Origin of the sequence: Photorhabdus akhurstii (assembly GCF_019090985.1) — a bacterium.
In the GTDB taxonomy this organism is placed as follows: Bacteria; Pseudomonadota; Gammaproteobacteria; order Enterobacterales; family Enterobacteriaceae; genus Photorhabdus; species Photorhabdus akhurstii.
The window spans coordinates 1,434,314-1,460,180 of record NZ_CP020335.1; the positions used below are offsets into that span (position 1 = coordinate 1,434,314).

Below are 25,867 nucleotides of genomic sequence, written 5' to 3' on the forward strand. Positions count from 1 at the left end.
TTACCTATAATGCTCTGAAACAATGCGGTTAGCCATCAAACCACATCATAATGAACGATTAGATTGCCCTTCTTTATCTGCACCTCCTGTACTCTGATACCTCCCAGTTGCCCTAGCGATGTCACATGGGTACCACCGCAGAGGTAAGGCGTAAAATGACCGAAGCTGACTTCTCGGAATCCATCGTCTCTCAAAGTCACTCTGCACGGTAAATCTTTTGTAATATAGTTCTCACAGATCATCTGTATGTACTCTGCCGATATACTTTGAGCATCCACTCCCGGCTTGAATACTATTCTTCCTTCACCCGGCCAGTGGTGAGCTTTAATTGGGTGCCACATCGCTAGCTCAACTACATGCCCAATAAGATGTCCGGCTGAATGCAGCCGCGAATGTAATTGGCGACGTTCACCATCAACACGGGCAAAAACGCTTCCCGGTGCCACTGGCTCTATGGTTAGATGAACGATTTCGCCGTCTTCCACAGAAACGTGAACTACCTCCACTTCATTGATCCAGCCCATATCGCTGGGCTGACCCCCACCTTGAGGGTGAAACATAGTAGATTTCAGCCATACGGCATAACGACCATCATCGCGAGGCATACAATCAATTACCTCAATATCACCAGTCAGTACCTGACTGGACAGATAAATACGTTCCGTCATATTCTATTTCCGGGGTATAGTAAAATATATCTAATGATATTTGATAAAGATAGTAAGCTCAAGCACTAGAAAAATAGGTATTGATTTCTGCGAAATTTATGAAATGTTCTTTTTTGTCGGCGGAAAAAATAATAACTCTGACGGTGTACACATGGAAATATCAATTAACATTTTTTACTATAAGATATAAAGTAAGAAAAAAATGCATATAAATAAGCGTGTTAAAAGGATAGTTAAATCATGTGGAGCGAAAAAGCCTAAATAAGATGAACCATACGATAAAATAATAAGAGTCTTAATTAACAGGTATCCATTCTGACGACAACATACCTTTTTCAATAAAGAAATGACTATTTTATCAATCAAGGTAATTATTGTTAATTAAAATTAATAATTTATTCAACTAAATAAGTGTGATTTTTCAGAAGAACAGTCAGTTGCGGTATTTCAGTGTCAGTGTGAGAAAGAAACTTGGAGAGCTGAATGATCAACAGTCTGAGTTCCCTCAAACAGAGGGAACTTTGGGTGGGATATTAGAACTTCTGCGAGACGCTGAATTTAATGTTACGCCCAATCCCGGAAACCGATTCACCGAGGTATGGGTAATAATCCCGATTAAACAGGTTATTTACCGTGACACGCGCTTCAAGACCTTGCCAGAAAGTAGGTTGCCAACTGGCGAATAAACCATGCAGTGCATAACCTTTGCTTTTGGGTATTGACCAGAGTGTTGCCATTGGATCTCCATCTTTAGGCGATCTGTCTTGTTTACGGATAAAATCTCCGGTCCAGCCTATTGCCATTTGCCATTGAGGGATTTTTACGCCTAACATGGCGCGGGCGGAGGTGGGGGGAATTTCCGCAATCCAGGTTTTATTACCCCACGGATCGCGAGGTGAAGTATCTCTCTGACCACGGATAGTCGAATAAGAAAGTTTTCCGAATAAGTAATTGCTGTCGTAGAAAGTCTCGATTTCCAATCCTTGAATGGTATATCCCGGTAAATTACGGTAGTTGGATAAAGGCTTTTCGCAATCCGGTGATTTACATACTATTCCGCGACGGGTAAATATTTCATCCTTGCCTCTATTACGGAATAAAGTCGTACGGATTTGCAAACTATCTTGGTCCGCCAGCAGGCTATTGAAATTCAGAAGCGCACCGAAGCGTAAACCAGTTATTCTTTCTACATCCAAGTTACGGCTGGTGGCAGTGACACTTGCCTTGGCATATTGCATTTCATACTGTTCATCCACCAACGGAGCGCGCCATGTTCGGCTGATATCTGAAAATAGTGACAGGTTTTGTGTTGCTTTCCACATAATGCCAAAATGAGGAGACCAGCCGGTATAGGTGACATTGCGGTAATCATGACCTACATTTGGTGAGTTATCATTGTAGATTGTCGCGATATTGGGTTTGCCAATATTGGTGATATGGTCATAGCGAACACCGGGCGTCACAGTAACACTGCCGATAACCATTGTATCCTGCAAATAGAAACTATTCGTTTTTTGCTCGCCTGAAGGCATATAAGTTGGCTGAAAATAGCCATGATTATATTCAGGTTTTTTGTCTTTACTTCTATCATGGATAAGGGTATTACGTTGATTTTTATGCCAACGAACTCCAGCTAATAATGTGTGTTCTATCGGTCCGGTTATAAAAGTACTTTCATTATTTATATCTACTAGGTTATCCACATAGTCGATCCAGCTTTCATTTCCCAATGAGCCAAGAAAACCGCTGTGGGCTTTTTTAGAGCGTTTATCATGTTGTTCGGTTTTGGAATAAGCATAAGTTGCTGTCAGATTAAGTAATGGATTATCTTCCGGTGCAATATTCCATTTAGCTGTGTAATTTTGGTCTGTTTGATCACGATAAACCAACTTCCGGCGCCAGGCTTCATTCCAACCATATTTTTCAACGTCGGCTTCTGACGGAACGGCTATTTCATCACGTTTTGCTGCCCACGGCTGCCAGCCATCAGAATCAGAACGCATCGCAGAAAGTGTCAATGTATTAGCATCGTTCAGGTAAAAATTCGTTTTCAGTAAATAGGATGCCTGATCACTTTTAGAGAATGCAAAGCGGGTGCCATCCGGTCGTTTAATATTGCCGCCATCTCGTTTGCTCATATATAACAGGCCGTCAGCGAAGCCTTCTATTGTCCGGCCATAAACTGCGCTGCTATAAATATTTTGGCGGTCATTGGTGTGATAACTGTATTTCAGCAATCCGCCAAAATCTTCTCCCGGTTGTAATAAATCACTGGCATCTTTGGTGACAACTTTAACTGTTCCGCCAAATCCGCCATTACCATCAAGTAGATTATGTGGGCCTTTATCGACATCGACTCGTTTGATTAATTCGGGTTCAATAAAGATAGAGCCTTGCCGATATTTCTCGAAGCCTTTCGGTGCGTCATCTAAGGTGACTTTAACATCTTCGGTATCACCCATTCCCCAGATATTCAGAGTTTGGCCGCCCGGACGAGGCGATCCTGACATGGAAACGCCGGGAAGTTGATCGAGCAGCTCGGCAATATTATCTGCCTGGGTACGTTCAATATCCTCTTTTTTCAATACCGAGTTTCCAGCACTGACGCTGTTATTCAACCCGCCAATAACAGAAAGTGTAGAAAGTGTAATGACTTTCTCTGATTTTTCCGGTTTTTCTTTTGCTTTTTGCTCTTCATTTTCCTGCGCCGCCAGATAACCTGGCAGGCCAGTACTCAGCATAATTATGCTCGATAAAGCATAATGAAGGGTGCGATTAATTGGCTGTGTAGTCGCTGTAGCTGAGGTTTTTTGTGGTTTCCCGCTATTTTTCATTGTTATAAGCATCCTTGGAATGTCGTTAAATAGAAAAGTCGCACTTACAGGATAGGTCACTTAACGCAAGGAATCGGGCAGGGAAAAGTTAATAACGGTATTAATTAATTATTTTATTGCTCAAGATATTTTCAAAGTTGTTGCTAGATTGCTCTTGAGTCTATTTTTATGTATGTTTATACAGTCATTGTTGATAGGCTAAAGCAGAATGCGAAAGATTGTTCATATTGATTTGGATTGTTTCTACGCAGCTATTGAAATGCGTGATGATCCGTCACTTCGTCATATTCCCATTGCTGTGGGCGGCAGCGCAGACAAGCGGGGTGTTATTAGTACCGCTAATTATCTTGCTCGTCGTTTTGGGGTACGTAGTGCAATGTCTACTGCAATGGCGCTGAAACTCTGCCCTCAGCTTAAAGTTCTTCCGGGGCGTATGGCGCTGTATAGGGAGGTTTCCCGGCATATCCATCAGATATTGTCTCGTTATACTGAGTGGATAGAGCCTCTGTCATTGGATGAAGCTTATCTGGATGTCACTGATAGTGATCATTGTTATGGATCTGCCACGCTGATCGCACAGGAGATCCGTAAAGCCATTTTTGATGAATTACAATTGACGGCATCAGCCGGTATTGCATCGGTGAAATTTTTGGCAAAAATCGCTTCTGATATTAATAAACCGAATGGGCAGTATGTCATTCCTCCTGAACGAGTGGCTGATTTTGTTAAGGTTTTACCTTTGCGAAAAATTCCGGGGGTTGGCAAAGTCATGGTGCAACGGCTGGCTAATATGGGGCTGGAAACTTGTTCTGATGTACAAAAATATGACGTTATTGTTTTGGTAAAACAGTTGGGGAAATTTGGTCAGATACTTTGGGATCGTTGTCACGGTATTGATCAACGATTGGTGAATCCAGACCGTCTGCGAAAATCAATTGGTGTGGAGCGGACACTTGCGAGAGATATTCATCATTGGGAACAGTGCACTGAACTGATAGAAAGTTTATATCTCGAATTAGAAAAACGGTTGAGTAACGTTAAACCTGATCTGCGAATTGCCCGTCAGGGGATTAAACTGAAATTTGATGATTTTCAACTAACCACTCAAGAGCATGTTCATCCACTATTGGATAAGCAGGATTTACTGCAATTGGCTCAGAAAACATGGACATCTCGCCGGGAAGGGCGTGGCGTTCGTTTAGTGGGTTTGCACGTGACGTTGCAGGACCCAGAAATTGAGCGGCAACTTTTGCTTGAATGGTAATCCCCCTGCAATCATATCGAAGCAGGGGAGAGCTGATTAAGCCTTTTCAGGAATGGCTTTCAGAATTGCAGTGAGTAGTTGCCAATATTGCCCGACACTCTTGATGTGCACTTGTTCGTCAGGAGAGTGAGCGCCCGTAATGGTTGGCCCGATAGATACCATATCCATATCAGGGTAAGGTTTCTTGAATAAGCCACATTCCAGCCCTGCGTGGATCACCATAATATTGGGTATCTTATCAAATAACTGTTGATAAGTTTCACGTACTAAGTGCATTACCGGAGAACTTGCATCTGGCTGCCAGCCGGGATAATCCCCTTTAGCGTAAATCTCAGCATTTGACAGTTTAGCCAGCGAAGAGAGCATTCCTATGATATAGGACTTGCCGCTGTCGATAAGCGAACGGATTAAGCAAATGATATTTACCTTATCTTGTTCCATCGCCACAACGCCCACGTTTAGCGAGGTTTCTACCACGCCTTTGATGACATCACTCATACGGATAACACCATTGGGAGTACTGTTTAGCAATGAGATAAAAAGGTTTTGGCAATCATCAGTTAATGCCTGAATGTCTGTTTCGACCTCTTCCAGTAATACAGTCAGATTTTTCTCAACGATGGCATACTCATTTTTCAGTATATCCAAGTACTTATCTTTCAATTGGGTAAGCTGCGTTGCTTTATTGGCAGGGATAGCAACAATAACATGGCCTTCACGAGGAATGGCATTACGCAGCGTACCGCCCTGGAAGTCGAGCAGTTTTAGCCCCAATTCCTGAGTATGGGCGGCAAGGAAGCGTGCCAGTAGTTTATTGGCATTACCTAGCCCTACATGAATATCACAACCGGAATGCCCGCCTTTTAGACCTTTGATGATCAGTTTTGATGTTTTGTAGTGAGCCGGAACAGCTTCACGAGTCAATGCTAAAGTGGTGGTAAAATCGATACCTCCAGCACAACCCATGTAGATTTCCCCTTCTTCTTCTGAATCGGTATTGATTAAGATATCAGCTTGAAGCCAGCCCGGTTGCAGGCCAAAAGCGCCATCCATTCCGGCTTCTTCCGTCATGGTCAATAAAACTTCTAGCGGGCCATGTTTTACATTGTCATCAGCCAGTACAGCCAACGCTGATGCCAGGCCAATACCATTATCAGCCCCCAGTGTTGTTCCCTGGGCAGTAACCCATTCACCATCGATATAAGGACGGATAGGATCTTTAGTGAAATCGTGCACTGTATCGTTGTTTTTCTGCGGCACCATATCAAGATGTGCTTGCAGAACAACCGCTTTACGATTTTCTAAGCCTTTACTGGCGGGCTTTCTGATCAGAATATTGCCGACTTGATCACGTTCAACATGCAACCCTTTTTCTTGCGCCCATTGAACAATGTGGGTTGCCAGCGCTTCTTCATGGTAAGAAGGGTGAGGAATAGAGCAGATTTTGGCAAAGATGTCCCATAGAGGTTGAGGGGATAATTGTGATAGTTCTGACACGACGAATCTCCTATGACTGCATCTCAATTAAGATGGGATCTACATGAGAAATAGTTTCTATATGATGAGCGCTTAACGCCATGATGTTATTGGACTCAGAATACCACTTTACTTTTGTTAAGAATAATACGATTCATCGATTCCCTGTTTCCGCTAGTTTTTACCGACCTAAGTCACTATAATTCGCGCAACTTTTTTTGCGAGGTGCTTTTCTAAAGTATTCTTAAGTTGTCGGGATCAATTTTTATGAGCGAAAAATATGTCGTAACCTGGGATATGTTGCAAATACATGCCCGCAAATTGGCGCAACGTTTACTCCCAGTCGAACAGTGGAAAGGCATCATTGCCGTGAGTCGCGGTGGTCTTGTACCTGGCGCGCTTTTAGCGCGTGAATTGGGTATTCGTCATGTAGATACAGTCTGTATTTCCAGCTATGACCATAATAATCAACGTGAACTACATGTTCTGAAAAAAGCGGAAGGCGATGGTGAAGGTTTCATCGTTGTGGATGATTTGGTTGATACTGGAGGAACCGCTCAAGCCATCCGTGAAATGTATCCCAAAGCCCATTTTGTGACTATCTTTGCAAAGCCGGCGGGCCGACCTCTGGTTGATGATTATATTGTTGATATTCCTCAAGATATTTGGATCGAACAACCCTGGGATATGGGTGTGGCGTTCGTTCCGCCAATTTGTGAAGGTAAATAACGTCAGCATTTGTTATGGCAAACCAGAACCTTTCAGAATCACTTTTTAAGCCAAGACAAAAACATCAGGAAACTTCCACGCTGGTAAAGCATCGCCATCCTCGGTTAATTGCAGGTAATTACAGTACGTTGGATGGTAATAGTCATGGTAGCTGGTATCGTATGATTAACCGGCTGATGTGGATTTGGCGAGGAATTGATCCGTTTGAAATAGAAGAAGTGTTGTGCCGGATTGCCATGACAAACGCGCAGCGCAGTGATGATAATTTACTGGATACTGTGATTGGTTATCGTAAAGGTAACTGGGTTTTTGAGTGGTCACATCAGGCGATGTTGTGGCAACAGAAAGCGTTGCAGGTAGAGCAGATCCCGGAAGCCGGCAATTTCTGGTTGAAAGCGGCTAATTTGTATAGCATCGCCGGTTATCCCCATCTTAAGGGTGATGAGTTGTCTCAGCAGGCCGTTATTTTAGCCAATAAAGCCTATGAAAATGCGGCTCGTTGTTCTGACTATCAGTTGAGGAAAATCGAGTTCAAACTCAAGGAAGGTGGTTGTGTGACCGGTTTCCTTCATCTGCCTCAGCAACTGCAAAGACCTTCTCCAACTATTTTGGTTTGCGGCAGTTTGGATAATTTGCAAAGTGATTATTATCGGCTATTCCGTGATTATCTGGCGCCGCTTGGGTTTGCGATGTTAACTGTGGATATGCCCTCGATTGGTTACTCTTCACGTCTTAAGCTGACACAGGATACCTGTATTCTCCATCAACAAATAATCCATCAATTGGATGAAATTCCCTGGATTGACCACACCAGAATTGGCCTCTTTGGTTTTCGCTTTGGCGCCAATATTGCCGTCCGATTGGCCTATCTGGAATCTAAACGTATCAAGGGCGTTGCGACTCTTGGCGCTATTGTTCATGAGTGGTTCAATAGCGTTGAACGTCAACAAAATTCACCTTCGATGCACCTTGATATGTTTGCTAGCAGATTGGGTATCTATAATGTGGATGAAAATGCATTTCGCCTCGAACTCGGTTGTTACTCTCTTAAAAAACAAGGTTTGCTAGGTCGGCGTTGTTCCGTTCCTATGCTAGCGGGTTACTGGCAGAATGATATTTTCAGCCCGAAAGAAGAGTCTAAGTTGATAGCAATGTCATCAATGGATAGTAAATTACTGGCTATTCCGACAACGCCTGTTTATAACAGTTTCAATAAGGTGTTACGGGAGATTAGTCAATGGTTGAAAAATAAAATCTGTTAGTGAAATTCCCATTACTTGTTGATTGTTAACTGCTTTATTTTATAAAGATTTCATGTGTTTTCGGATGAAGTCTACTGCATAGATTTGTTCTAAGCTCCTATTTTTTCGATTTAGCATTATGCCTGTTGGCATAATGCTTCTCTCCTGTTAAAACTGAGCACTGTTTTTTTAATTTAAATCTAATGGCAAAAATATGATGAATAGCAGCCAAACATTGGTTGTGAAACTGGGGACGAGCGTACTGACAGGCGGCTCTCGTCGCCTGAATCGAGCTCATATTGTAGAACTGGTAAGGCAATGTGCTCAACAGCATGAAAAAGGTCATCGCATTATTATTGTGACTTCCGGTGCTATTGCGGCAGGGAGGGAACATTTGGGCTATCCGGATCTCCCGGCGACGATTGCGTCCAAGCAATTGCTGGCGGCGGTCGGGCAGAGCCGGTTGATTCAATTATGGGAGCAGCTTTTTTCTATTTATGGTATTCATGTTGGGCAAATGTTACTGACCCGAGCGGATTTAGAAGATCGCGAACGTTTTTTAAATGCCAGAGATACCTTACAGGCTTTGCTCGATAATCGCATTGTGCCCGTAATTAATGAGAATGATGCGGTTGCGACGGCGGAAATTAAAGTGGGTGATAATGATAATTTATCTGCGCTGGCGGCAATTCTGGGGGGAGCGGATAAGTTGCTATTGCTGACGGATATTGAAGGGCTATATACCGCTGATCCGCGTAGCAATCCAGACGCAAAACTTATCCCGGAAGTTTATGACATCAGCGATGAATTACGTATGGTTGCCGGTGATAGCATTTCGGGTTTAGGGACGGGAGGAATGGCAACTAAACTTCAGGCGGCGGGGATTGCAGGTCGCGCGGGTATTGATGTCATTATTGCCGCTGGTAATAAACCTGATGTCATCTCTGATGTCATTGAAGGTAATTCAGTAGGTACTCGCTTTCATGGGTTGGAAAGCCCGATGGAAAATCGCAAGCGTTGGATTTTTGGCGCACCTCCGGCGGGTGAAATTATTGTAGATCATGGTGCTGAAACAGCAATCTGCGAAAAAGGCAGCTCTTTATTACCGAAAGGGATTAAAAATATTAAAGGTGATTTCTCCCGTGGAGAAGTTATCTGCATTCGTAGCCTGTCTGGTAAGGATTTGGCGCATGGTGTTTGCCGTTATAACAGTGATGCTCTACGTTTAATTGCAGGCCGCCATTCACAGCAGATAAGCCAGATCCTCGGTTATGAATATGGCGCTGTTGCGGTTCATCGTGACGACATGATTGTGAGTTAAGGATTCATAATGTTAGAACAAATAGGAAAGGCTGCCAGGGAAGCTGCATGGCAACTGGCACAGCTAAGTACAAAACAGAAAAATCAGGCATTAGTCCGCATTGCAGATTTACTAGAGCAGGAAAGCGCAATCATTCTTGCAGCTAATCAGCTTGATATGATTCAGGCCCGCGAACAGGGCATGAGCGAAGCATTGTTGGATCGTCTGTTATTGACGCCGGAGCGTTTGACGGCGATAGCTCACGATGTTCGTCAGGTGTGCGGTTTATCTGACCCGGTAGGGGAAGTCATTGATGGCAGTTTGCTTGACAGTGGCTTGAGGTTGGAGCGTCGCCGTGTACCGTTAGGCGTGGTTGGGGTGATTTATGAAGCACGTCCTAATGTCACCATCGATGTTGCATCTCTGTGTTTGAAAACCGGTAATGCGGTTATTTTGCGTGGTGGTAAAGAGACTCACAACACCAATCAAGCGACAGTGAAAGTCATTCAGCAGGCACTTGAACAGAGTGGATTACCTACCGCAGCCGTGCAGGCGATAGATAAACCGGACCGTGAGTTAGTCATTCAGCTACTGAAAATGGATCGCTATGTGGATATGTTGATTCCACGTGGTGGCGCAGGGTTGCATAAGCTGTGCCGCGAGCAATCGACCATTCCAGTTATTACGGGTGGAATTGGTGTTTGTCATACTTTTGTCGATGAAAGTGCTGATTTTGATAAGGCATTAACTGTAATCACTAACGCTAAAGTGCAACGTCCGAGTGCCTGTAATGCTTTGGAAACCTTGCTGGTACATCATAAGATTGCGGCTGATTTTCTGCCTGCATTGAGCAAGAACATGAAAGCGCAGGGAGTGACTCTGCATGCGAGTAAATCAGCAATGGCTTTTTTGAAGGATGGACCGGCTAAGGTCGTGGATGTTACGGAAGCAGATTACCGTGATGAGTGGTTATCTCTGGATATGAATGTGGAAATTGTCAGTGATATGGAGCAGGCAATTGATCATATTCGTACCTATGGTACGTCCCATTCTGATGCTATTTTGACTCAATCTTTGCACAATGCTGACTATTTTGTTCGTCAGGTTGATTCTGCCGCGGTTTATGTGAATGCTAGCACTCGCTTTACTGATGGCGGCCAGTTTGGTTTGGGAGCGGAAGTTGCCGTTAGTACGCAGAAACTGCATTCCCGCGGCCCAATGGGATTAGATGCGCTGACTACGTATAAATGGATTGGTTATGGGGATGATTTAATCCGTAAATAATGTGTTTACTGTTACCCCAGAAGCGTATCTGGTTATATTGAAGTTTCGATAAGATCATGCTTTGGGGTAGCTTTTACCGTATATATTAACTTTTGATTTTACGTTAGTGTAAAGTTCTGGTTACTATAGGCGTTAATATATTTTTAACGATGAAATTTACCAAGGATATCAGGCAGTGAACCAAATATTGTTTATTGTAGGTGCACGTGGGGCAGGAAAAACGACGGTTGGAAAATTATTAGCCAATGAATTATCGTACACATTTATTGACACTGATCACTATATCCAACAAACCAGCAACATGACCATTGCGGATATTGTTAACCAGCAAGGGTGGCAACAATTTCGGCAATTAGAAAGCCAAGCTTTACAACAAGTTAGTCAAAGCAATAGTGTTATTTCTACCGGTGGAGGGATCATTCTTTCCACTGCAAATCGCCAATATATGCGACAAAATGGCACGGTGATTTATCTTCAAGCTTCAGCGAGCATTTTGGCTGAACGATTAATGCAGCAACCAGAAAGTACCCAACGCCCTAGTTTGACGGGAAAATCTATTGTTGAAGAAATGGAAGAAGTGCTTGCCGCCAGAGAAAATCTCTACTGTGAATGTGCGAACCATATTATTAATGCGCAACTTTCACCGGAAAAAATTGCAACTTATGTGAAAGAAATTATGCTCTCTGGAATAGTCTCCTGACACTATTTTAGTATTTTTTTATAGAGAAATAAGACTATTACAGTGTCGAATAATAAATAGTATCTTCTATTTATTTTTTCAAATGGGTTGAGATACGAATATGTTGTTTAAATTTCTAAGGCTTGTTTTTCGTTTAATGTTTCGTTTAACAGTAGAAGGAGATATTAAACAATTTAACCACCCTAAATGCCTTATCACGCCTAATCATGTCTCTTTTCTTGATGGTGTTTTGCTGACGCTTTTCTTGCCGGTTAAGCCAGTATTTGCTGTCTATTCCAATATTGCAAATCGTGGTTTTATGAAACTGGTAAGTCGCTATGTTGAAATAGTCCCTTTGGACCCAATAAATCCAATGGCTGTCAGGGTGTTGGTTAAGGAAATAGAAAAGGGGCGGCCAATAGTTGTTTTTCCAGAGGGGAGAATTACTGTTACCGGTTCTTTGATGAAAATCTATGATGGGGCGGCTTTTATTGCGGCGATATCCGAAGCCGCTGTGGTTCCTGTTCGCTTTGAAGGATTAGAAAGAACCCTATTCAGCCGATTAAAAGGTATTTTCAAACTTCACCTTTTTCCGAAGGTGACAATGAAAATCCTGCCTGCGACACAATTGCCGATGCCGAATGCGTCTGGTTCGGAGCAACGACGTCGTTTAGCCGGTGAGCGTTTGCATGAAATAATGATGAGTGCACGAATGGCGACCCGACCGCAAGAAACAATATTTGAATCTTTACTGGTTGCACGAAAACAATTTGGTCGTTTTAAGCCCTGTATTGAAGATGTTTCTTTTAAAGAAGACAGTTATAACAGTCTGCTTAAAAAAGTACTGGGCGCCAGCCGTATTTTGCAGCGTTTTACCTGTCAGGGGGAACGGGTTGGTTTTCTTTTACCCAATGCCACTATTATGGTCGCTGCGATATTCGGGGCATCTTTGAGAGGAAGAATACCGGCTTTATTAAACTATACAACCGACAGTCATGGATTGAAGAATGCGGTAGAGATTGCCAGTATTAAAACTATTGTGACTTCCCGACAATTTCTGGAAAAGGAGCGATTAACTCATTTATCTGAGCAGGTTACCGAGGTTAATTGGGTTTATCTTGAGGATTTGGCAGGTACAGTGACTTTTCAGGATAAATTATGGATCTTGTGGCACCTCTTTTTTCCGAAGCGAGCGATGGTGGCGCAAAAACCAGATGATGATGCTTTGGTGCTATTTACGTCCGGTTCAGAAGTTGTATCAAAAGGTGTGGTTCACAGCCACGCTAGTTTGTTAGCCAATGTGGAACAGATAAAAACCATTACTGATTTTAATCCACTTGACCGTTTTATGTCTTCTTTACCGCTATTTCATGCATTTGGATTGACGGTTGGCTTATTCACTCCGTTGTTGTCTGGTAGCCGAATATTCCTCTACCCAAACCCATTGCATTACCGGATAGTGTCAGAACTGGTATATGAGCGTAACTGTACCGTATTATTGGGTACATCCACTTTCCTGGAGAATTATGCCTATTTCGCTCATTCATATGATTTTGCGCGTCTTCGTTGTGTTATAGCCGGTGTTGAGAAGCTCACTGAAAATACGAAACAGATTTGGCAAGACAAATTCGGTATTCGCATTTTAGAAGGATATGGCATGACAGAATGTGCGCCTGTCATTGCATTGAATGTGCCGATGATGGCTAAGGTCGGTACTGTTGGGCGGATTTTGCCGGCAATGGAATCCCGTTTGATTCCGGTAGCAGGAATTAAGGCGGGGGGGCGTTTGCAACTGCGTGGCCCGAATATGATGAAAGGGTATCTGAGAATTGAAGATCCAAATCATTTAGAACTACCAGCGGCAAAAGATGAGCATGGAAATATTCAGTTTGATTGGTTCGATACCGGAGACATTGTTTCAATTGATGAACAGGGATTCTGTACTATTCTCGGTCAGGGGAAACATTTTGCTAAACAGGAAAAAATCGTGTCATTGGAAAGTGAAGCTGAACAGGAATAATCATCGTGAATCCATCCGTCGTTGTTCAACCGTTATTAACCCGTGGCATGAAAGCCGTATTGGTGTCACAATTTTTTTCAGCTTTTGCCGATAATGCGCTGTTATTTGCGATTCTGGCACAGTTGAAAGCCCAGTTTTATCCTGACTGGAGCCAGCCGATATTACAGATAGTGTTTGTTTTGGCATATATCCTATTGGCGCCTTTTGTGGGGCAAACAGCCGATCGTTTCCCGAAAGATCGTGTGATGTTGTTTGCTAATAGCGTCAAGTTGTTGGGCGCATTTACTATTTGCTTGGGATATGATCCATTTCTGGGTTATGCCTTGGTGGGAGTAGGTGCTGCATCATATTCACCGGCTAAATACGGAATCTTGGTTGAACTGACCGATGGTGATCGTTTGGTAAAGGCTAATGGTTTGATGGAGGCTTCAACGATCATTGCCATTCTTACAGGTTCTGTTGCTGGCGGTTTGTTGTCTGATTGGAACCTGGCTATCGCACTGCTTGTTTGTGCGCTGATGTATGGTATCGCTGTTATCGCTAATTTCTTTCTCCCTCGATTATCGGCTGTACGTCAGGATAAGGGCTGGAATCTGAAAAAGATGCTGACAGACTTTGCTTCATCTTGTTGTATTCTTTGGCATAACAAAGGCGCTAGGTTTTCTTTAATTGGCACCAGTTTGTTCTGGGGGGCGGGTATAACAGTGAGATTCCTATTGGTCTTATGGGTACCTGTTGTGCTGGGAATTTCTGACAATAGCACGCCGACAATACTTAATGTGATGGTTGCTGTCGGCATTATTATTGGCGCAGGTGTTGCTGCCCGTTTTATTACCCTTAAAACGGTCCATCGTTGTATGCCTGCTGGTGTTTTAATCGGCGTGATGGTGGTCATTTTTGCTGTTCAGCAAAATATTTGGGCTTCCTACGTCTTATTAATCATACTCGGTATTTTTGGCGGTTTGTTTATTGTTCCACTGAATGCATTATTGCAGGAAAGCGGCAGACAAACGGTTGGGGCCGGTTATGCCATCGCAGTACAGAACTTGGGTGAGAATATCGCCATGTTATTGATGCTTGGCTTGTACTCATTGGTTATTAAAATAGGCGTCCCGGTTGTTACAACAGGGATAGGTTTTGGTACTCTGTTGGCGTTGACAATCATGAGTTTGTGGATTTGGAACCGGTTTCAAAGAAATTGATCTTTTACCGGATAAAGAGTGTGTTATGAGTGAAAAAATTCTGACTCAGCTTAGTATTGAACTGGGAGAGAAGTTGAGACAGCAAAAACTGTGGGTGACCTGCGCTGAATCTTGCACCGGTGGCTGGTTGGCGAAAACAATTTCAGATATTGCCGGTAGTTCTGCTTATTTTGACCGAAGCTTTGTGACATACAGTAATAAAGCTAAGCATCAAATGCTGGGCGTGTCAGAAGCTGTTTTACAGCAATATGGGGCTGTTAGTGAACAGGTGGTGAGAGAAATGGCCGCAGGAGCGCTGAAAGCTGCGCGGGCAGATCTGGCGGTTTCAGTCAGTGGCATTGCCGGGCCTGATGGCGGTAGCGAAGAAAAACCTGTTGGTACCGTGTGGTTTGGGTTTGCATATCTGACGGTAAATGGGGTAGAAGTTGTGTCCCGCAATTGTTGTTTTAACGGTGATCGAAATGAAGTACGCCTTCAAGCTGTCATTTATTCTCTGAAAACATTGTTATCAGAGATTATATACCCTATGGATTTCAAGATGGATAGCGACGGCAAGGGTGCGAATCCCCGGGAGCATAGGTAACTATGTGACCGGGGTGAGTGAGTGCCGCCAACAAAGAGGCGACTTGAAAGATGACGGGTATAAAAAATTAACTTGATGCTGTATGATTATACAGTATAATTGTAGGCAACATTTCAGTATTAAAAATTATTCATCGGCAGTGAGAGAGCCCTTTCATTGCTTACGAGGGAGTAAAAATGGCTATTGATGAAAATAAACAAAAAGCACTAGCGGCGGCACTAGGCCAAATTGAAAAACAGTTTGGTAAAGGTTCCATCATGCGTTTGGGCGAAGACCGTTCAATGGACGTTGAAACTATCTCCACGGGTTCATTGTCACTGGATATTGCATTAGGTGCTGGTGGCCTGCCGATGGGGCGTATTGTTGAAATTTATGGCCCGGAATCTTCTGGTAAGACAACGCTGACATTACAGGTTATCGCCGCGGCACAACGTGAAGGTAAAACCTGTGCGTTTATTGATGCTGAACACGCCCTTGATCCTATCTATGCTAAGAAGTTGGGCGTTGATATTGATAATCTGTTGTGCTCTCAACCCGATACCGGAGAACAGGCTCTTGAGATCTGCGATGCGTTGACACGTTCCGGCGCTGTTGATGTCATTATCGTAGACTCCGTAGCTGCCTTAACGCCAAAAGCCGAAATAGAAGGGGAAATTGGTGATTCTCATATGGGGCTGGCAGCTCGAATGATGAGTCAGGCAATGCGTAAACTGGCCGGTAATTTGAAAAGCTCTAATACGTTGTTGATCTTTATCAACCAGATCCGTATGAAAATTGGCGTCATGTTCGGTAATCCTGAAACCACAACCGGTGGTAACGCGCTGAAATTCTATGCTTCTGTTCGTCTGGATATTCGCCGCATTGGTTCTGTGAAAAATGGCGAAGAGGTTGTTGGTAGCGAAACCCGTGTTAAGGTAGTCAAAAACAAAGTGGCAGCGCCATTTAAGCAAGCAGAATTCCAGATTATGTATGGCGAAGGCATTAACACTTATGGTGAATTAATCGATTTAGGCGTGAAGCATAAATTGGTGGAAAAAGCGGGTGCATGGTACAGCTATAATGGCGATAAAATTGGTCAGGGCAAAGCGAATGCTACCATCTACCTGAAAGAGCATCCTGAAATTTCTGCTGAACTGGATAAAAAATTACGTGAAATGCTGTTGCATAATGCCGGCGAATTCAGTAGTGCCGCTTCTGATTACGAAGGCGATGAAAACGAAGAGATGAATAACGAAGAATTCTAATCTGACTCATTATATCGGTAGTCTGTAATTCTCGGATTAAAACTGTAAAAGTTTTGTCATCAAACTTATACCGCGTTAATAATGACGCGGTTTCTTCTCTCAGAAAGCAAGTATTATCCATATTATGCGATCATGCTTTCAGAAAATACCCAGACGATTTACAATGCTGCCAGCGAATGGATGTGTCTGGGATTTTATACCTTATGGATTTCAAGATGCGTCGCGACGGCAAGGGAGTGAATCCCCGGGAGCATAGGTAACTATGTGACCGGGGTGAGCGAGTGCAGCCAACAAAGAGGCAACTTGAAAGATGACGGGTATACTTCTAATAGAAGAACTTTTATCTTATCCCCACTTTGTTTATTCGTGAGTTGAAAGTAGGTGATGGAATATCCCACCTAACCAATTCATAAATCTGTTTTTTCCAGCTTGATTTCGGGACAATTATGAGCAAAAGCACCGCTGAGATCCGTCAAGCGTTTCTCGACTTTTTTCATACTAAAGGGCATCAAATCGTACCAAGTAGTTCTTTGGTGCCAAATAATGACCCAACACTGCTATTTACCAACGCAGGGATGAACCAGTTTAAGGATCTATTTCTTGGACAGGACAAAAGATCTTATTCCCGGGCAACAACTGCTCAGCGTTGTGTTCGTGCCGGTGGTAAACATAACGATTTAGAAAATGTAGGTTACACCGCACGCCATCATACTTTTTTTGAGATGCTCGGTAATTTCAGTTTTGGTGACTATTTCAAACATGATGCTATTAATTATGCTTGGGAACTTCTGACGGGCAAAGATTGGTTCAATTTGCCTAAAGAAAAATTATGGGTGACTGTCTATCAGACAGATGATGAAGCCTATGATATTTGGAAGAACGAAGTCGGCATACCAACAGAAAGAATTATCCGCATTGGTGATAACAAAGGCGCGCCTTATGCATCGGATAACTTCTGGCAAATGGGTGATACCGGTCCTTGCGGCCCTTGCACTGAAATTTTTTATGATCATGGTGAACATATCTGGGGTGGACCGCCAGGAAGCTCGGAGGAAGATGATGACAGATATATTGAAATCTGGAATATCGTCTTTATGCAGTTCAACCGTCATGCTGATGGCACGATGGAGCCGTTGCCAAAACCATCAGTAGATACGGGGATGGGGCTGGAGCGCGTCGCCGCTGTATTGCAGCACGTCAATTCTAACTATGAGATCGATCTGTTCCGTGATTTGATTACTGCTGTTGCTAATGTCACTGGCGCTACAGATGATCTGAGTAATAAATCTCTGCGGGTTATTGCTGATCACATTCGTTCATGTGCATTTTTGATTTGTGATGGTGTTGCTCCTTCTAATGAAAACCGTGGTTATGTTCTGCGTCGTATTATCCGCCGAGCTATCCGTCACGGTAACATGTTGGGGGCTAAAGATACCTTCTTCTACAAACTGGTTGCGCCATTGATAGACGTGATGGGTGCTGCGGGAGAAGAGCTTAAACGCCAGCAAACCATTGTTGAGCAGATCTTGAAAACAGAAGAAGAGCAGTTTGCTCGTACTCTGGAACGTGGTCTGCAATTGTTAGACGATGAACTGGCAAAACTGTCCGGTGATATTCTGGATGGCGAAACGGCTTTCCGTCTGTATGATACCTATGGTTTCCCTGTGGATTTAACCGCTGATGTTTGCCGTGAGCGTAATATTAGCGTTGATGAAGCGGGATTTGCCCTGGCAATGGAAAATCAGCGTCGTCGTGCTCGTGAATCAAGTGGTTTCGGCACCGATTATAATGAATTGATCAAAGTTGATGAACGCAGTGATTTCTCTGGTTACGATCATAACGAACAGCAGGCAACAGTAACTGCTATCTTCCGTGATGGTGAATCAGTCGATCAAATTCAAGCGGGTGAAGAAGCGATTGTTATATTGGATAAGACCGCTTTTTATGCTGAATCTGGTGGACAAGTTGGTGACTCAGGCATTCTGAGTAATGCCGATTGTGCTTTTTGTGTTATTGATACACAAAAATATGGTCAGGCTATTGGTCATATTGGTAAGCTTGAAAAAGGTACCTTAAGTGTAAACCGTAACATCAATGCGGTTATTGATATTGAACGTCGTGATGCAATTCGTTTGAATCACTCAGCAACCCATCTGTTACATGCTGCGTTACGTCAAGTTTTGGGTGAGCACGTATCACAGAAAGGCTCTCTGGTTAACGATAAATACCTTCGCTTTGATTTTTCTCACTTTGAAGCGATGAAACCAGAACAGATCCGTCAGGTTGAGGATTTGGTTAATGCCGAAGTTCGTCAAAATTCACCTGTTGTTACTGAATTGATGGATCTGGAAACAGCAAAAGCCAAAGGTGCGATGGCACTGTTTGGTGAAAAATATGAAGAACAAGTTCGCGTACTGTCAATGGGGGATTTTTCCACTGAATTATGTGGAGGGACTCATGCAAATCGCACCGGTGATATTGGCTTGTTCCGTATTATTGCTGAATCTGGAACGGCTGCGGGTATCCGTAGGATCGAAGCGATTACAGGTAAAAAAGCGGTGGAATCTGTACATCAACAGGTTGATTTACTTCAAGATATTGCTCAATTAGTGAAAAGTGATATCCATAGCCTGAGTGAAAAAGTACGGGTGACGCTGGATAGAACCAAAGCGTTGGAAAAAGAGCTTCAACAGCTTAAAGATCAGCAGGCTGCACAAGAGAGCTCTTCTTTAGCAAGCAAAGCGAAAGAAGTGAAGGGTGTGAAGTTGCTGGTCAGTCAGTTAAGTAATACAGAACCTAAGATGTTGAGAACGATGGTTGATGATCTAAAAAATCAACTAGGTTCAGCGATTATTGTGCTTTCCACTATAAGTGATGATAAAGTCAGCTTAATTGTTGGTGTCACAAAGGATCTGACTGCTAAAATAAGAGCAGGTGAGTTAATTTCTTCTGTAGCTCAGCAGATCGGTGGTAAAGGCGGTGGTCGTCCTGATATGGCCCAGGCAGGTGGTTCTGATGTTGAAGCATTGCCTTCTGCTTTGGATAGCGTGGAAGAGTGGGTAGCATCGCGGCTATAAGCGGTATTACCTGAGTTTACGGGGCATCATAGCGTTGTTTTTGTGGTGTCTTGAAATCTTGTTGTGAAATTGTTAAAAGGTTAAGCGCATATTTATTTATTTTGGCTAAACTATATAGGTAGGAAATGCGCTTAAAATTGCTTATACTTTAAGCATATACCATTGTTTTACGTTTTCACGGTGTTTGATGGATAATAGCGGGGAAACCGAAAGACCCGACTCTTTTAAATTTTCAAGGAGCAAAGAATGCTTATTCTGACTCGTCGAGTTGGTGAAACGCTCATGATAGGCGATGAGGTAACAGTTACAGTACTGGGGGTTAAAGGTAACCAAGTTCGTATTGGTGTAAATGCCCCTAAAGAAGTTTCTGTTCACCGTGAAGAAATTTATCAGCGGATTCAGGCCGAAAAGTCTCAGCCAACAACTTACTGACTCTAAGTTGGCGTCCTATCTCTGTCAGAACCGGGCGCCATTTTTGAGGGATCTCACCTCTGTTGGTATTTTTAGGTCTTGCTAATTTCTTAAACTCTTGTCTATTTTCCCATCTTTTTTGTTTTTCTATCGTAAGAACAGCATGTTCCTATCATGCTATTGTGGCGAATAACGATTTGTATGTACTTCAATTGAGGTTGTGATAATTTACTGCTGATAAAGCACACTTTTTGACGGCAAACTAAACATCTTGTGTGTGAAGTGTTCAAATAAACACAGGTTTAGAAAAATTGTTTGACTTATAAGTCTGGGAAAGTAATATGTGCGCCACGCAGTGACGAGGAGCTTAAATAAAAGTTCTGAGTCGCGATTCGAAAGAAAGCGTACGGTGAGATGGCCGAGAGGCTGAAGGCGCTCCCCTGCTAAGGGAGTATGCGGTTAAGAGCTGCATCGAGGGTTCGAATCCCTCTCTCACCGCCATTTAAACCACGCATCCATAGCTCAGCTGGATAGAGTACTCGGCTACGAACCGAGCGGTCGGAGGTTCGAATCCTTCTGGATGCGCCATATTTAGCCTTAAGATGAAATCATCTGGGGCGCCATTCAGGTAATAGAAGCAACTACTGCCTTTTACCAAGAGTGAAAAATTGAACACGCATCCATAGCTCAGCTGGATAGAGTACTCGGCTACGAACCGAGCGGTCGGAGGTTCGAATCCTTCTGGATGCGCCATATTTAGCCTTGAGATGAAATTATCTGAGGCGCCATTCAGGTAATAGAAGCAACTACTACCTTTTATCAAGAATGAAAAACTGAACACGCATCCATAGCTCAGCTGGATAGAGTACTCGGCTACGAACCGAGCGGTCGGAGGTTCGAATCCTTCTGGATGCGCCATATTTAGCCTTGAGATGAAGTCGTCCAAGGCACCACTCAGGTAATAGAAGCAACTACTGTCTTTTACCAAGAGTGAAAAACTGAACATGCATCCATAGCTCAGCTGGATAGAGTACTCGGCTACGAACCGAGCGGTCGGAGGTTCGAATCCTTCTGGATGCGCCATATCAAGCCCTGCTTCAACAGCAGGGCTTTTTCCTTTCCGGCTGTCCGTGTTGTCACATAACCAACTCGCTCTTTGTATGACGCTGAAATGTTTTTGCTGCTATACCCTATGGATTTCAAGAGGCATCGCGACGGCAAAGGAGCGAATCCCCGGGAGCATAGCAAACTATGTGACCGGGGTGAGTGAGTGCCGCCAACAAAGAGGCAACTTGAAAGATGACGGGTATATATCTAATCAGCGACAATTTGACTTGTTTAAGATAAAGTAAACCCTTATAAAAATTCTTCTAAAACACTACGGGAGGTCGAATTGATCCCGGACGTATCAAAGGCTCTATCATGGCTAGAGGCGCATCCGACAATTTTAAATGGAATTCGTCGCGGTGTTGAACGTGAAACATTGCGTATTACTTCCGATGGTAGTTTAGCCATAACGGAACATCCTAAAGCACTTGGTGCAGCGCTTACGCATAAATGGATTACTACTGATTTTGCAGAGTCATTGTTGGAGTTCATAACACCAGTTAATGATGACATAAAATATACGATTTCTTTTCTTAGCGATATTCATCGTCACACGGCGCGTATGCTGGATAAAGAAAAAATGTGGCCATTGAGTATGCCATGCTTTATTGATGCGGAGGAGAACATTACTCTGGCTCAATATGGCACATCGAATGTTGGTCGCTATAAGACTTTATACCGTGAAGGGTTAAAAAATCGTTATGGCGCGTTAATGCAGACCATATCCGGGGTTCATTATAATTTTTCATTGCCAATTGAGTTCTGGCGCGCCTGGGCTGGTATTGAAGATACAGAGAGTGGTAAAGAGCAGATCTCTAATGGCTATTTCCGCTTGATCCGTAACTATTACCGCTTTGGATGGGTGATCCCATACTTGTTTGGCGCTTCTCCGGCAATTTGTTCCTCGTTCTTACGTGGAAGAGAAACCTCTTTTCTTTTTGATCGGACAGAAGATGGAACTTGTTATCTGCCTTATGCGACTTCACTAAGAATGAGTAATCTGGGGTACACCAATAAATCACAAAGTGATCTGAATATTACGTTTAATAACCTACACACCTATATTGACGGGTTGAAAAAAGCGATTCATAAGCCATCTGATGAGTTTGCTAAATTGGGTATTAAGCAAGGTGATAAACATATTCAGCTCAATACCAACGTCTTACAAATTGAAAATGAGTTGTATGCGCCAATCCGACCTAAACGTGTCACAAAAGAGAATGAATCGCCTTCTGATGCGTTGCTGCGTGGGGGAGTGGAATATATCGAAGTTCGTTCATTGGATATTAATCCATTTGCCGCGATTGGCGTCAATGAAACACAAATCCGTTTTCTTGACCTATTCTTAATATGGTGCGTGCTTGCCGAAGCGCCTGAGATGGGCAGTGATGAATTAGATTGTTGCCGTAAGAACTGGGATAGAGTGATCCTTGAAGGGCGTAAACCAGGGCAAATGATTGGTCTTGGTTGTGGAAGTGTGGAAGAGCCGTTGGCAAAAGTCGGCAAAAAGTTATTTAGTGACTTGAAACGGGTTGCCGCAATATTGGATAGTTGTTCTGGCACACAATATCAAAAGGTTTGCGAAGAATTAATTGCTATGTTTGATGATTCATCACTGACTTTATCGGCTCGCGTGCTGGAAAAAATGAAGAGCCAGGGTATTGGTGGTTTTGGACTGGAACTGGCAGATGAATACCATCAGCAACTGATCAATGAAAAATATGAGGTTATTAGCGACGAACAGTTTGCTATAGAACGCAGGGCCTCCGTAGAGCGACAAGACGCGTTGGAACGTGAGGATACGATGAGTTTTGATGAGTATCTGAAGCAACAGACGGGATGCTAGAAAAGAAAATGGCCACAAGTAAAAGTGGCCAAATGGGATTTTCTAGAGAATAGGGATAATAATAACGCTTCTTTCATTCTTTATGACCGGTGGCAGATGAAAAAGTTTCATTTGCTTGAAGAAAAATCTGAATTTTTTGTGGAGATGAAGAAATGCCTTTACTGGATAGTTTTACTGTTGACCATACTCGTATGAATGCGCCAGCCGTAAGAGTTGCTAAGACTATGAAAACGCCTCATGGCGACACCATCACAGTTTTTGACTTACGTTTCTGCGTACCCAATAAACAGGTTATGCCTGAAAAGGGTATTCATACACTTGAACATTTGTTTGCTGGTTTTATGCGCAACCACCTCAATGGCGAGGGGGTTGAAATTATTGATATATCGCCAATGGGATGTCGAACAGGTTTTTATATGAGCTTGATTGGCGCACCGGCGGAAATACGCGTTGCGGACGCATGGAAAGCGGCGATGGCTGATGTTTTGAAAGTGAAAGATCAGAGCCAGATCCCAGAGCTAAATATTTACCAATGTGGTACTTATCACATGCATTCACTGACAGAAGCCCAGGATATTGCACGTCATATCCTTGATTCAGACGTCCTCGTTAATAAGAATGACGAGTTGGCATTACCGGAAGAAAAACTGACTGAATTGAAAGTGTAGTTCCATAGCAGTGATAATATTTTGGGTTCCTGAGATGAAGTATTAACAGGAATTTGCCGTTGGAGGTTGGTGATATACCTCCAGCGGTGTTAATTTTTCGCGGCGATTTAAATAGCTTGTACTTCTTGCTCAGGAAATTGGCTAATGGGAGTGACTCGAACTTGTTTAATGACATTATCGTTCACTGAAAGTACTTCAAAGTTATATTTGCCGATTTGTACTTGTACATTAAGATCAGGTATTTCTCCTAACTCTTCAAGCACCATACCATTAACCGTTCGTGGCCCATCAATAGGCAATGCCCAGTTAAAGGCTTTATTTAATTCGCGGATATTGGCTGTCCCATCAACCAAAATAGTGCCGTCGCTTTGTGGTGAAACTTCTTCTGCTAGAGAAGGGGACATGGATGTTGTAAAATCACCGACAATCTCTTCGAGGATATCTTCAACAGTGACTAGTCCTTGAATATCACCGTATTCATCAACGATGAGCCCGGCTTTTTCCTTATTGCGTTGGAAATTCACTAACTGGATATTAAGCGGTGTGCTGACTGGAACATAATAGATTTTATCTGCTGCTTTAATCAGATTTCTTTTGGTGAACTCTTTTTTTTCTGTCATCAGTCGGTAAGCTTCACGTACACGAAGCATGCCGATAGCGTCATCAAGCGAATCACGATAAAGCACGATCCGGCCGTGAGGTGAATGAGTTAATTGCCGTATGATGGATTTCCAGTCATCATTAATATCAATGCCAATAATTTCATTACGGGGAACCATAATGTCGCCGATTGTGACTTTTTCCAGATCTAAAATTGAAGTCAGCATATCCTGATGTTGCTGTGATAGCTTGGCATTTGATTCATTTACAATAGTGCGGAGCTCATCTTTGCTAATTGCGTGATTAGAGCCAGTAGGATGTTTGATACCAAGGCAACGCATTAACAATAAAGTAATTTTATTTAGCGTCCAAACTAACGGCAGCATGATTTTCTGTAACGGGCGGAGCAAAAAACTGCTCGGAAAAGCGACTCTTTCAGGATAGAGGGCGGCTATCGTTTTTGGCATAACTTCAGAAAATATCAGTACGATAAACGTCAGAATACCGGTTGCGATAGCGACTCCGGCATCGCCATAAAGACGCATGCCAATGATAGTAGCGAGTGCTGAGGCAAGAATATTAACCAGATTATTACCGATAAGAATCAGGCTGATAAGCTGCTCAGGATGACGAAGTAATGCTTCAACTCTGCGGGCAGAGCGATTCCCCTGCTTTGCCAGATGACGTAAGCGATAACGATTCATTGTCATCATACCTGTCTCGGAGGCGGAGAAATAAGCTGAGACAATGACCATGATGACTAAAATAATCAGTAATGTGCTTGTTGAGACATGCTCCAAAGCGGAATTCCTTCCAAGTATTGATTGGACATCATACTCCTAGTAAACCATGATTTCCTGCAATAATCGATTGCCGAAATAGGCGAGTGTTAGAGTAAATGCGCCGATCAGGTTAAACCAGATAACGCGTTTACCGCGCCATCCATCATGGTAGTGGCCCCATAATAAAACAATGTAAACAAACCACGCGATGATAGACAAAATTGCTTTGTGGATATTTTCGCTACTGAAAATATTATCTATATAGAGGATGCCGGTACAGAGAGTCAGTGTTAGCAATATTACGCCAACCTGAGTGATATGAAACATTTTGCGTTCAATGAACATTAATGGGGGCATATCTGGCGTGAAAGAGAGTTTTTTGTTTTTAAGCTGATGATCCAACCATCCAAGTTGTAATGCATATAATGCAGCGATAAGTAAAGTTGCGTAACCAAGAAGCGCTAAGCCAATATGAATAGATAATTCAAAGCTGGCCTCTAGATGGGTAATGAATTCACCTGGCATCAGACTCGCCAGGACCAAATTTATCATGGAAAAACTGTAGACAATGGGTAGCAGGAACCAGGCGCGGCCATGAGAAGCAACAATTGTCATGATGATACAAGTCAGTAAACTGACAATAGAACCTAGGTTTAGAAGAGTGAGGTTTTGCCCACTGCTAACGTGGAAGATCTGATACTTAAGTGCAATAGCATGACAAGTTAAAGCGACAATCGCAGAAAGTAATGCCAGCCTGCGGTATCCTTTCGATTTCCGCAGTAAGTTGGGAATAATCAGTACCAAGCTGAGTAAATAAGCGAATAAAGAAATTATAGAAAATACTGGCATAGC

Annotated in this window: 18 protein-coding genes, 5 tRNA genes and 1 pseudogene; 19 read left to right on the top strand and 5 right to left on the bottom strand. The window is 43.1% G+C overall.

Annotation, left to right across the window (positions count from 1 at the left end; genetic code table 11):
* Positions 1–35: 35 nt before the first annotated feature.
* Together B0X70_RS06165 and B0X70_RS06170 are read right to left on the bottom strand one after the other, a co-directional pair.
* Entirely contained in the window at positions 36–668 is a 633-nt protein-coding gene (locus B0X70_RS06165) for an alanyl-tRNA editing protein (protein WP_217471139.1), read from the bottom strand.
* A 533-nt stretch (positions 669–1,201) separates the two neighbouring features.
* Positions 1,202–3,502, bottom strand: coding sequence for a TonB-dependent receptor, heme/hemoglobin family (locus tag B0X70_RS06170; protein WP_246593457.1), 2,301 nt, complete (start codon positions 3,500–3,502; stop codon positions 1,202–1,204).
* Positions 3,503–3,710: 208 nt separating this feature from the next.
* Between B0X70_RS06170 and dinB the strand changes: the two genes are divergently transcribed.
* Positions 3,711–4,766: a DNA polymerase IV gene (gene dinB / locus B0X70_RS06175; protein ID WP_217471141.1), complete on the top strand. Its 1,056-nt coding sequence runs from the start codon at positions 3,711–3,713 to the stop codon at positions 4,764–4,766.
* Between the two features lie 36 nt (positions 4,767–4,802).
* On the opposite strand, the gene pepD is transcribed toward dinB, so the two are convergent.
* Positions 4,803–6,263, bottom strand: a complete 1,461-nt coding sequence (pepD, locus tag B0X70_RS06180) for a beta-Ala-His dipeptidase (RefSeq protein WP_217471142.1) — start codon at positions 6,261–6,263, stop codon at positions 4,803–4,805.
* 246 nt (positions 6,264–6,509) lie between these two features.
* Between pepD and gpt the strand changes: the two genes are divergently transcribed.
* The 18 genes and pseudogenes from gpt to luxS all read left to right on the top strand — a co-directional run bounded on the left by gpt (position 6,510) and on the right by luxS (position 23,633).
* Positions 6,510–6,971, top strand: coding sequence for a xanthine phosphoribosyltransferase (gene gpt / locus B0X70_RS06185; protein ID WP_217471143.1), 462 nt, complete (start codon positions 6,510–6,512; stop codon positions 6,969–6,971).
* Positions 6,972–6,985: 14 nt separating this feature from the next.
* On the top strand, positions 6,986–8,233 hold the full coding sequence (gene frsA, locus B0X70_RS06190; RefSeq protein WP_217471144.1) for an esterase FrsA: 1,248 nt from the start codon (positions 6,986–6,988) through the stop codon (positions 8,231–8,233).
* 196 nt (positions 8,234–8,429) lie between these two features.
* On the top strand, positions 8,430–9,533 hold the full coding sequence (proB, locus tag B0X70_RS06195; protein ID WP_105396167.1) for a glutamate 5-kinase: 1,104 nt from the start codon (positions 8,430–8,432) through the stop codon (positions 9,531–9,533).
* Between the two features lie 9 nt (positions 9,534–9,542).
* Positions 9,543–10,796, top strand: coding sequence for a glutamate-5-semialdehyde dehydrogenase (gene proA / locus B0X70_RS06200; RefSeq protein WP_214068529.1), 1,254 nt, complete (start codon positions 9,543–9,545; stop codon positions 10,794–10,796).
* A gap of 175 nt (positions 10,797–10,971) precedes the next feature.
* On the top strand, positions 10,972–11,496 hold the full coding sequence (gene aroL / locus B0X70_RS06205) for a shikimate kinase AroL (protein ID WP_217471145.1): 525 nt from the start codon (positions 10,972–10,974) through the stop codon (positions 11,494–11,496).
* A gap of 100 nt (positions 11,497–11,596) precedes the next feature.
* Positions 11,597–13,474, top strand: a pseudogene (gene aas, locus B0X70_RS06210) (bifunctional acyl-ACP--phospholipid O-acyltransferase/long-chain-fatty-acid--ACP ligase); the annotation flags it as partial.
* Positions 13,475–13,500: 26 nt separating this feature from the next.
* Entirely contained in the window at positions 13,501–14,697 is a 1,197-nt protein-coding gene (lplT, locus tag B0X70_RS06215) for a lysophospholipid transporter LplT (RefSeq protein ID WP_105396154.1), read from the top strand.
* A 25-nt stretch (positions 14,698–14,722) separates the two neighbouring features.
* Positions 14,723–15,280: a nicotinamide-nucleotide amidase gene (gene pncC, locus B0X70_RS06220; protein WP_217471147.1), complete on the top strand. Its 558-nt coding sequence runs from the start codon at positions 14,723–14,725 to the stop codon at positions 15,278–15,280.
* 176 nt (positions 15,281–15,456) lie between these two features.
* Complete coding sequence (gene recA / locus B0X70_RS06225) at positions 15,457–16,524, top strand: recombinase RecA (RefSeq protein ID WP_046394746.1); 1,068 nt, start codon at positions 15,457–15,459, stop codon at positions 16,522–16,524.
* Positions 16,525–16,970: 446 nt separating this feature from the next.
* Entirely contained in the window at positions 16,971–19,601 is a 2,631-nt protein-coding gene (gene alaS / locus B0X70_RS06230; protein ID WP_217471148.1) for an alanine--tRNA ligase, read from the top strand.
* Between the two features lie 246 nt (positions 19,602–19,847).
* Entirely contained in the window at positions 19,848–20,033 is a 186-nt protein-coding gene (csrA, locus tag B0X70_RS06235) for a carbon storage regulator CsrA (RefSeq protein ID WP_002209449.1), read from the top strand.
* Between the two features lie 387 nt (positions 20,034–20,420).
* A tRNA-Ser gene (locus B0X70_RS06240) sits at positions 20,421–20,513 on the top strand.
* A 10-nt stretch (positions 20,514–20,523) separates the two neighbouring features.
* Positions 20,524–20,600, top strand: a tRNA-Arg gene (locus B0X70_RS06245).
* Positions 20,601–20,688: 88 nt separating this feature from the next.
* Positions 20,689–20,765, top strand: a tRNA-Arg gene (locus tag B0X70_RS06250).
* A gap of 88 nt (positions 20,766–20,853) precedes the next feature.
* A tRNA-Arg gene (locus B0X70_RS06255) sits at positions 20,854–20,930 on the top strand.
* An 88-nt stretch (positions 20,931–21,018) separates the two neighbouring features.
* Positions 21,019–21,095 (top strand) — tRNA-Arg (locus B0X70_RS06260).
* A gap of 310 nt (positions 21,096–21,405) precedes the next feature.
* On the top strand, positions 21,406–22,965 hold the full coding sequence (gene gshA, locus B0X70_RS06265; protein WP_110085930.1) for a glutamate--cysteine ligase: 1,560 nt from the start codon (positions 21,406–21,408) through the stop codon (positions 22,963–22,965).
* A gap of 152 nt (positions 22,966–23,117) precedes the next feature.
* Positions 23,118–23,633: an S-ribosylhomocysteine lyase gene (gene luxS, locus B0X70_RS06270; RefSeq protein WP_036782343.1), complete on the top strand. Its 516-nt coding sequence runs from the start codon at positions 23,118–23,120 to the stop codon at positions 23,631–23,633.
* Positions 23,634–23,740: 107 nt separating this feature from the next.
* Here the strand turns inward: luxS and B0X70_RS06275 are convergent, their stop codons facing one another.
* Both B0X70_RS06275 and B0X70_RS06280 read right to left on the bottom strand, forming a co-directional pair.
* Positions 23,741–25,033, bottom strand: a complete 1,293-nt coding sequence (locus B0X70_RS06275; protein WP_217471149.1) for an HlyC/CorC family transporter — start codon at positions 25,031–25,033, stop codon at positions 23,741–23,743.
* Positions 25,034–25,072: 39 nt separating this feature from the next.
* Positions 25,073–25,864, bottom strand: a complete 792-nt coding sequence (locus B0X70_RS06280) for a cytochrome C assembly family protein (RefSeq protein ID WP_036814103.1) — start codon at positions 25,862–25,864, stop codon at positions 25,073–25,075.
* Positions 25,865–25,867 lie beyond the last annotated feature (3 nt).

Bases quoted from the DNA above. Each gene is read 5' to 3' on its own strand.
- proB (WP_105396167.1), top strand. From the start codon at position 8,430: ATGAATAGCAGCCAAACATTGGTTGTGAAACTGGGGACGAGCGTACTG.
- proA (WP_214068529.1), top strand. From the start codon at position 9,543: ATGTTAGAACAAATAGGAAAGGCTGCCAGGGAAGCTGCATGGCAACTG.
- dinB (WP_217471141.1), top strand. From the start codon at position 3,711: ATGCGAAAGATTGTTCATATTGATTTGGATTGTTTCTACGCAGCTATT.
- csrA (WP_002209449.1), top strand. From the start codon at position 19,848: ATGCTTATTCTGACTCGTCGAGTTGGTGAAACGCTCATGATAGGCGAT.
- B0X70_RS06170 (WP_246593457.1), bottom strand. From the start codon at position 3,502: ATGAAAAATAGCGGGAAACCACAAAAAACCTCAGCTACAGCGACTACA.
- frsA (WP_217471144.1), top strand. From the start codon at position 6,986: ATGGCAAACCAGAACCTTTCAGAATCACTTTTTAAGCCAAGACAAAAA.
- B0X70_RS06165 (WP_217471139.1), bottom strand. From the start codon at position 668: ATGACGGAACGTATTTATCTGTCCAGTCAGGTACTGACTGGTGATATT.
- alaS (WP_217471148.1), top strand. From the start codon at position 16,971: ATGAGCAAAAGCACCGCTGAGATCCGTCAAGCGTTTCTCGACTTTTTT.
- pncC (WP_217471147.1), top strand. From the start codon at position 14,723: ATGAGTGAAAAAATTCTGACTCAGCTTAGTATTGAACTGGGAGAGAAG.
- recA (WP_046394746.1), top strand. From the start codon at position 15,457: ATGGCTATTGATGAAAATAAACAAAAAGCACTAGCGGCGGCACTAGGC.
- luxS (WP_036782343.1), top strand. From the start codon at position 23,118: ATGCCTTTACTGGATAGTTTTACTGTTGACCATACTCGTATGAATGCG.
- B0X70_RS06280 (WP_036814103.1), bottom strand. From the start codon at position 25,864: ATGCCAGTATTTTCTATAATTTCTTTATTCGCTTATTTACTCAGCTTG.
- gpt (WP_217471143.1), top strand. From the start codon at position 6,510: ATGAGCGAAAAATATGTCGTAACCTGGGATATGTTGCAAATACATGCC.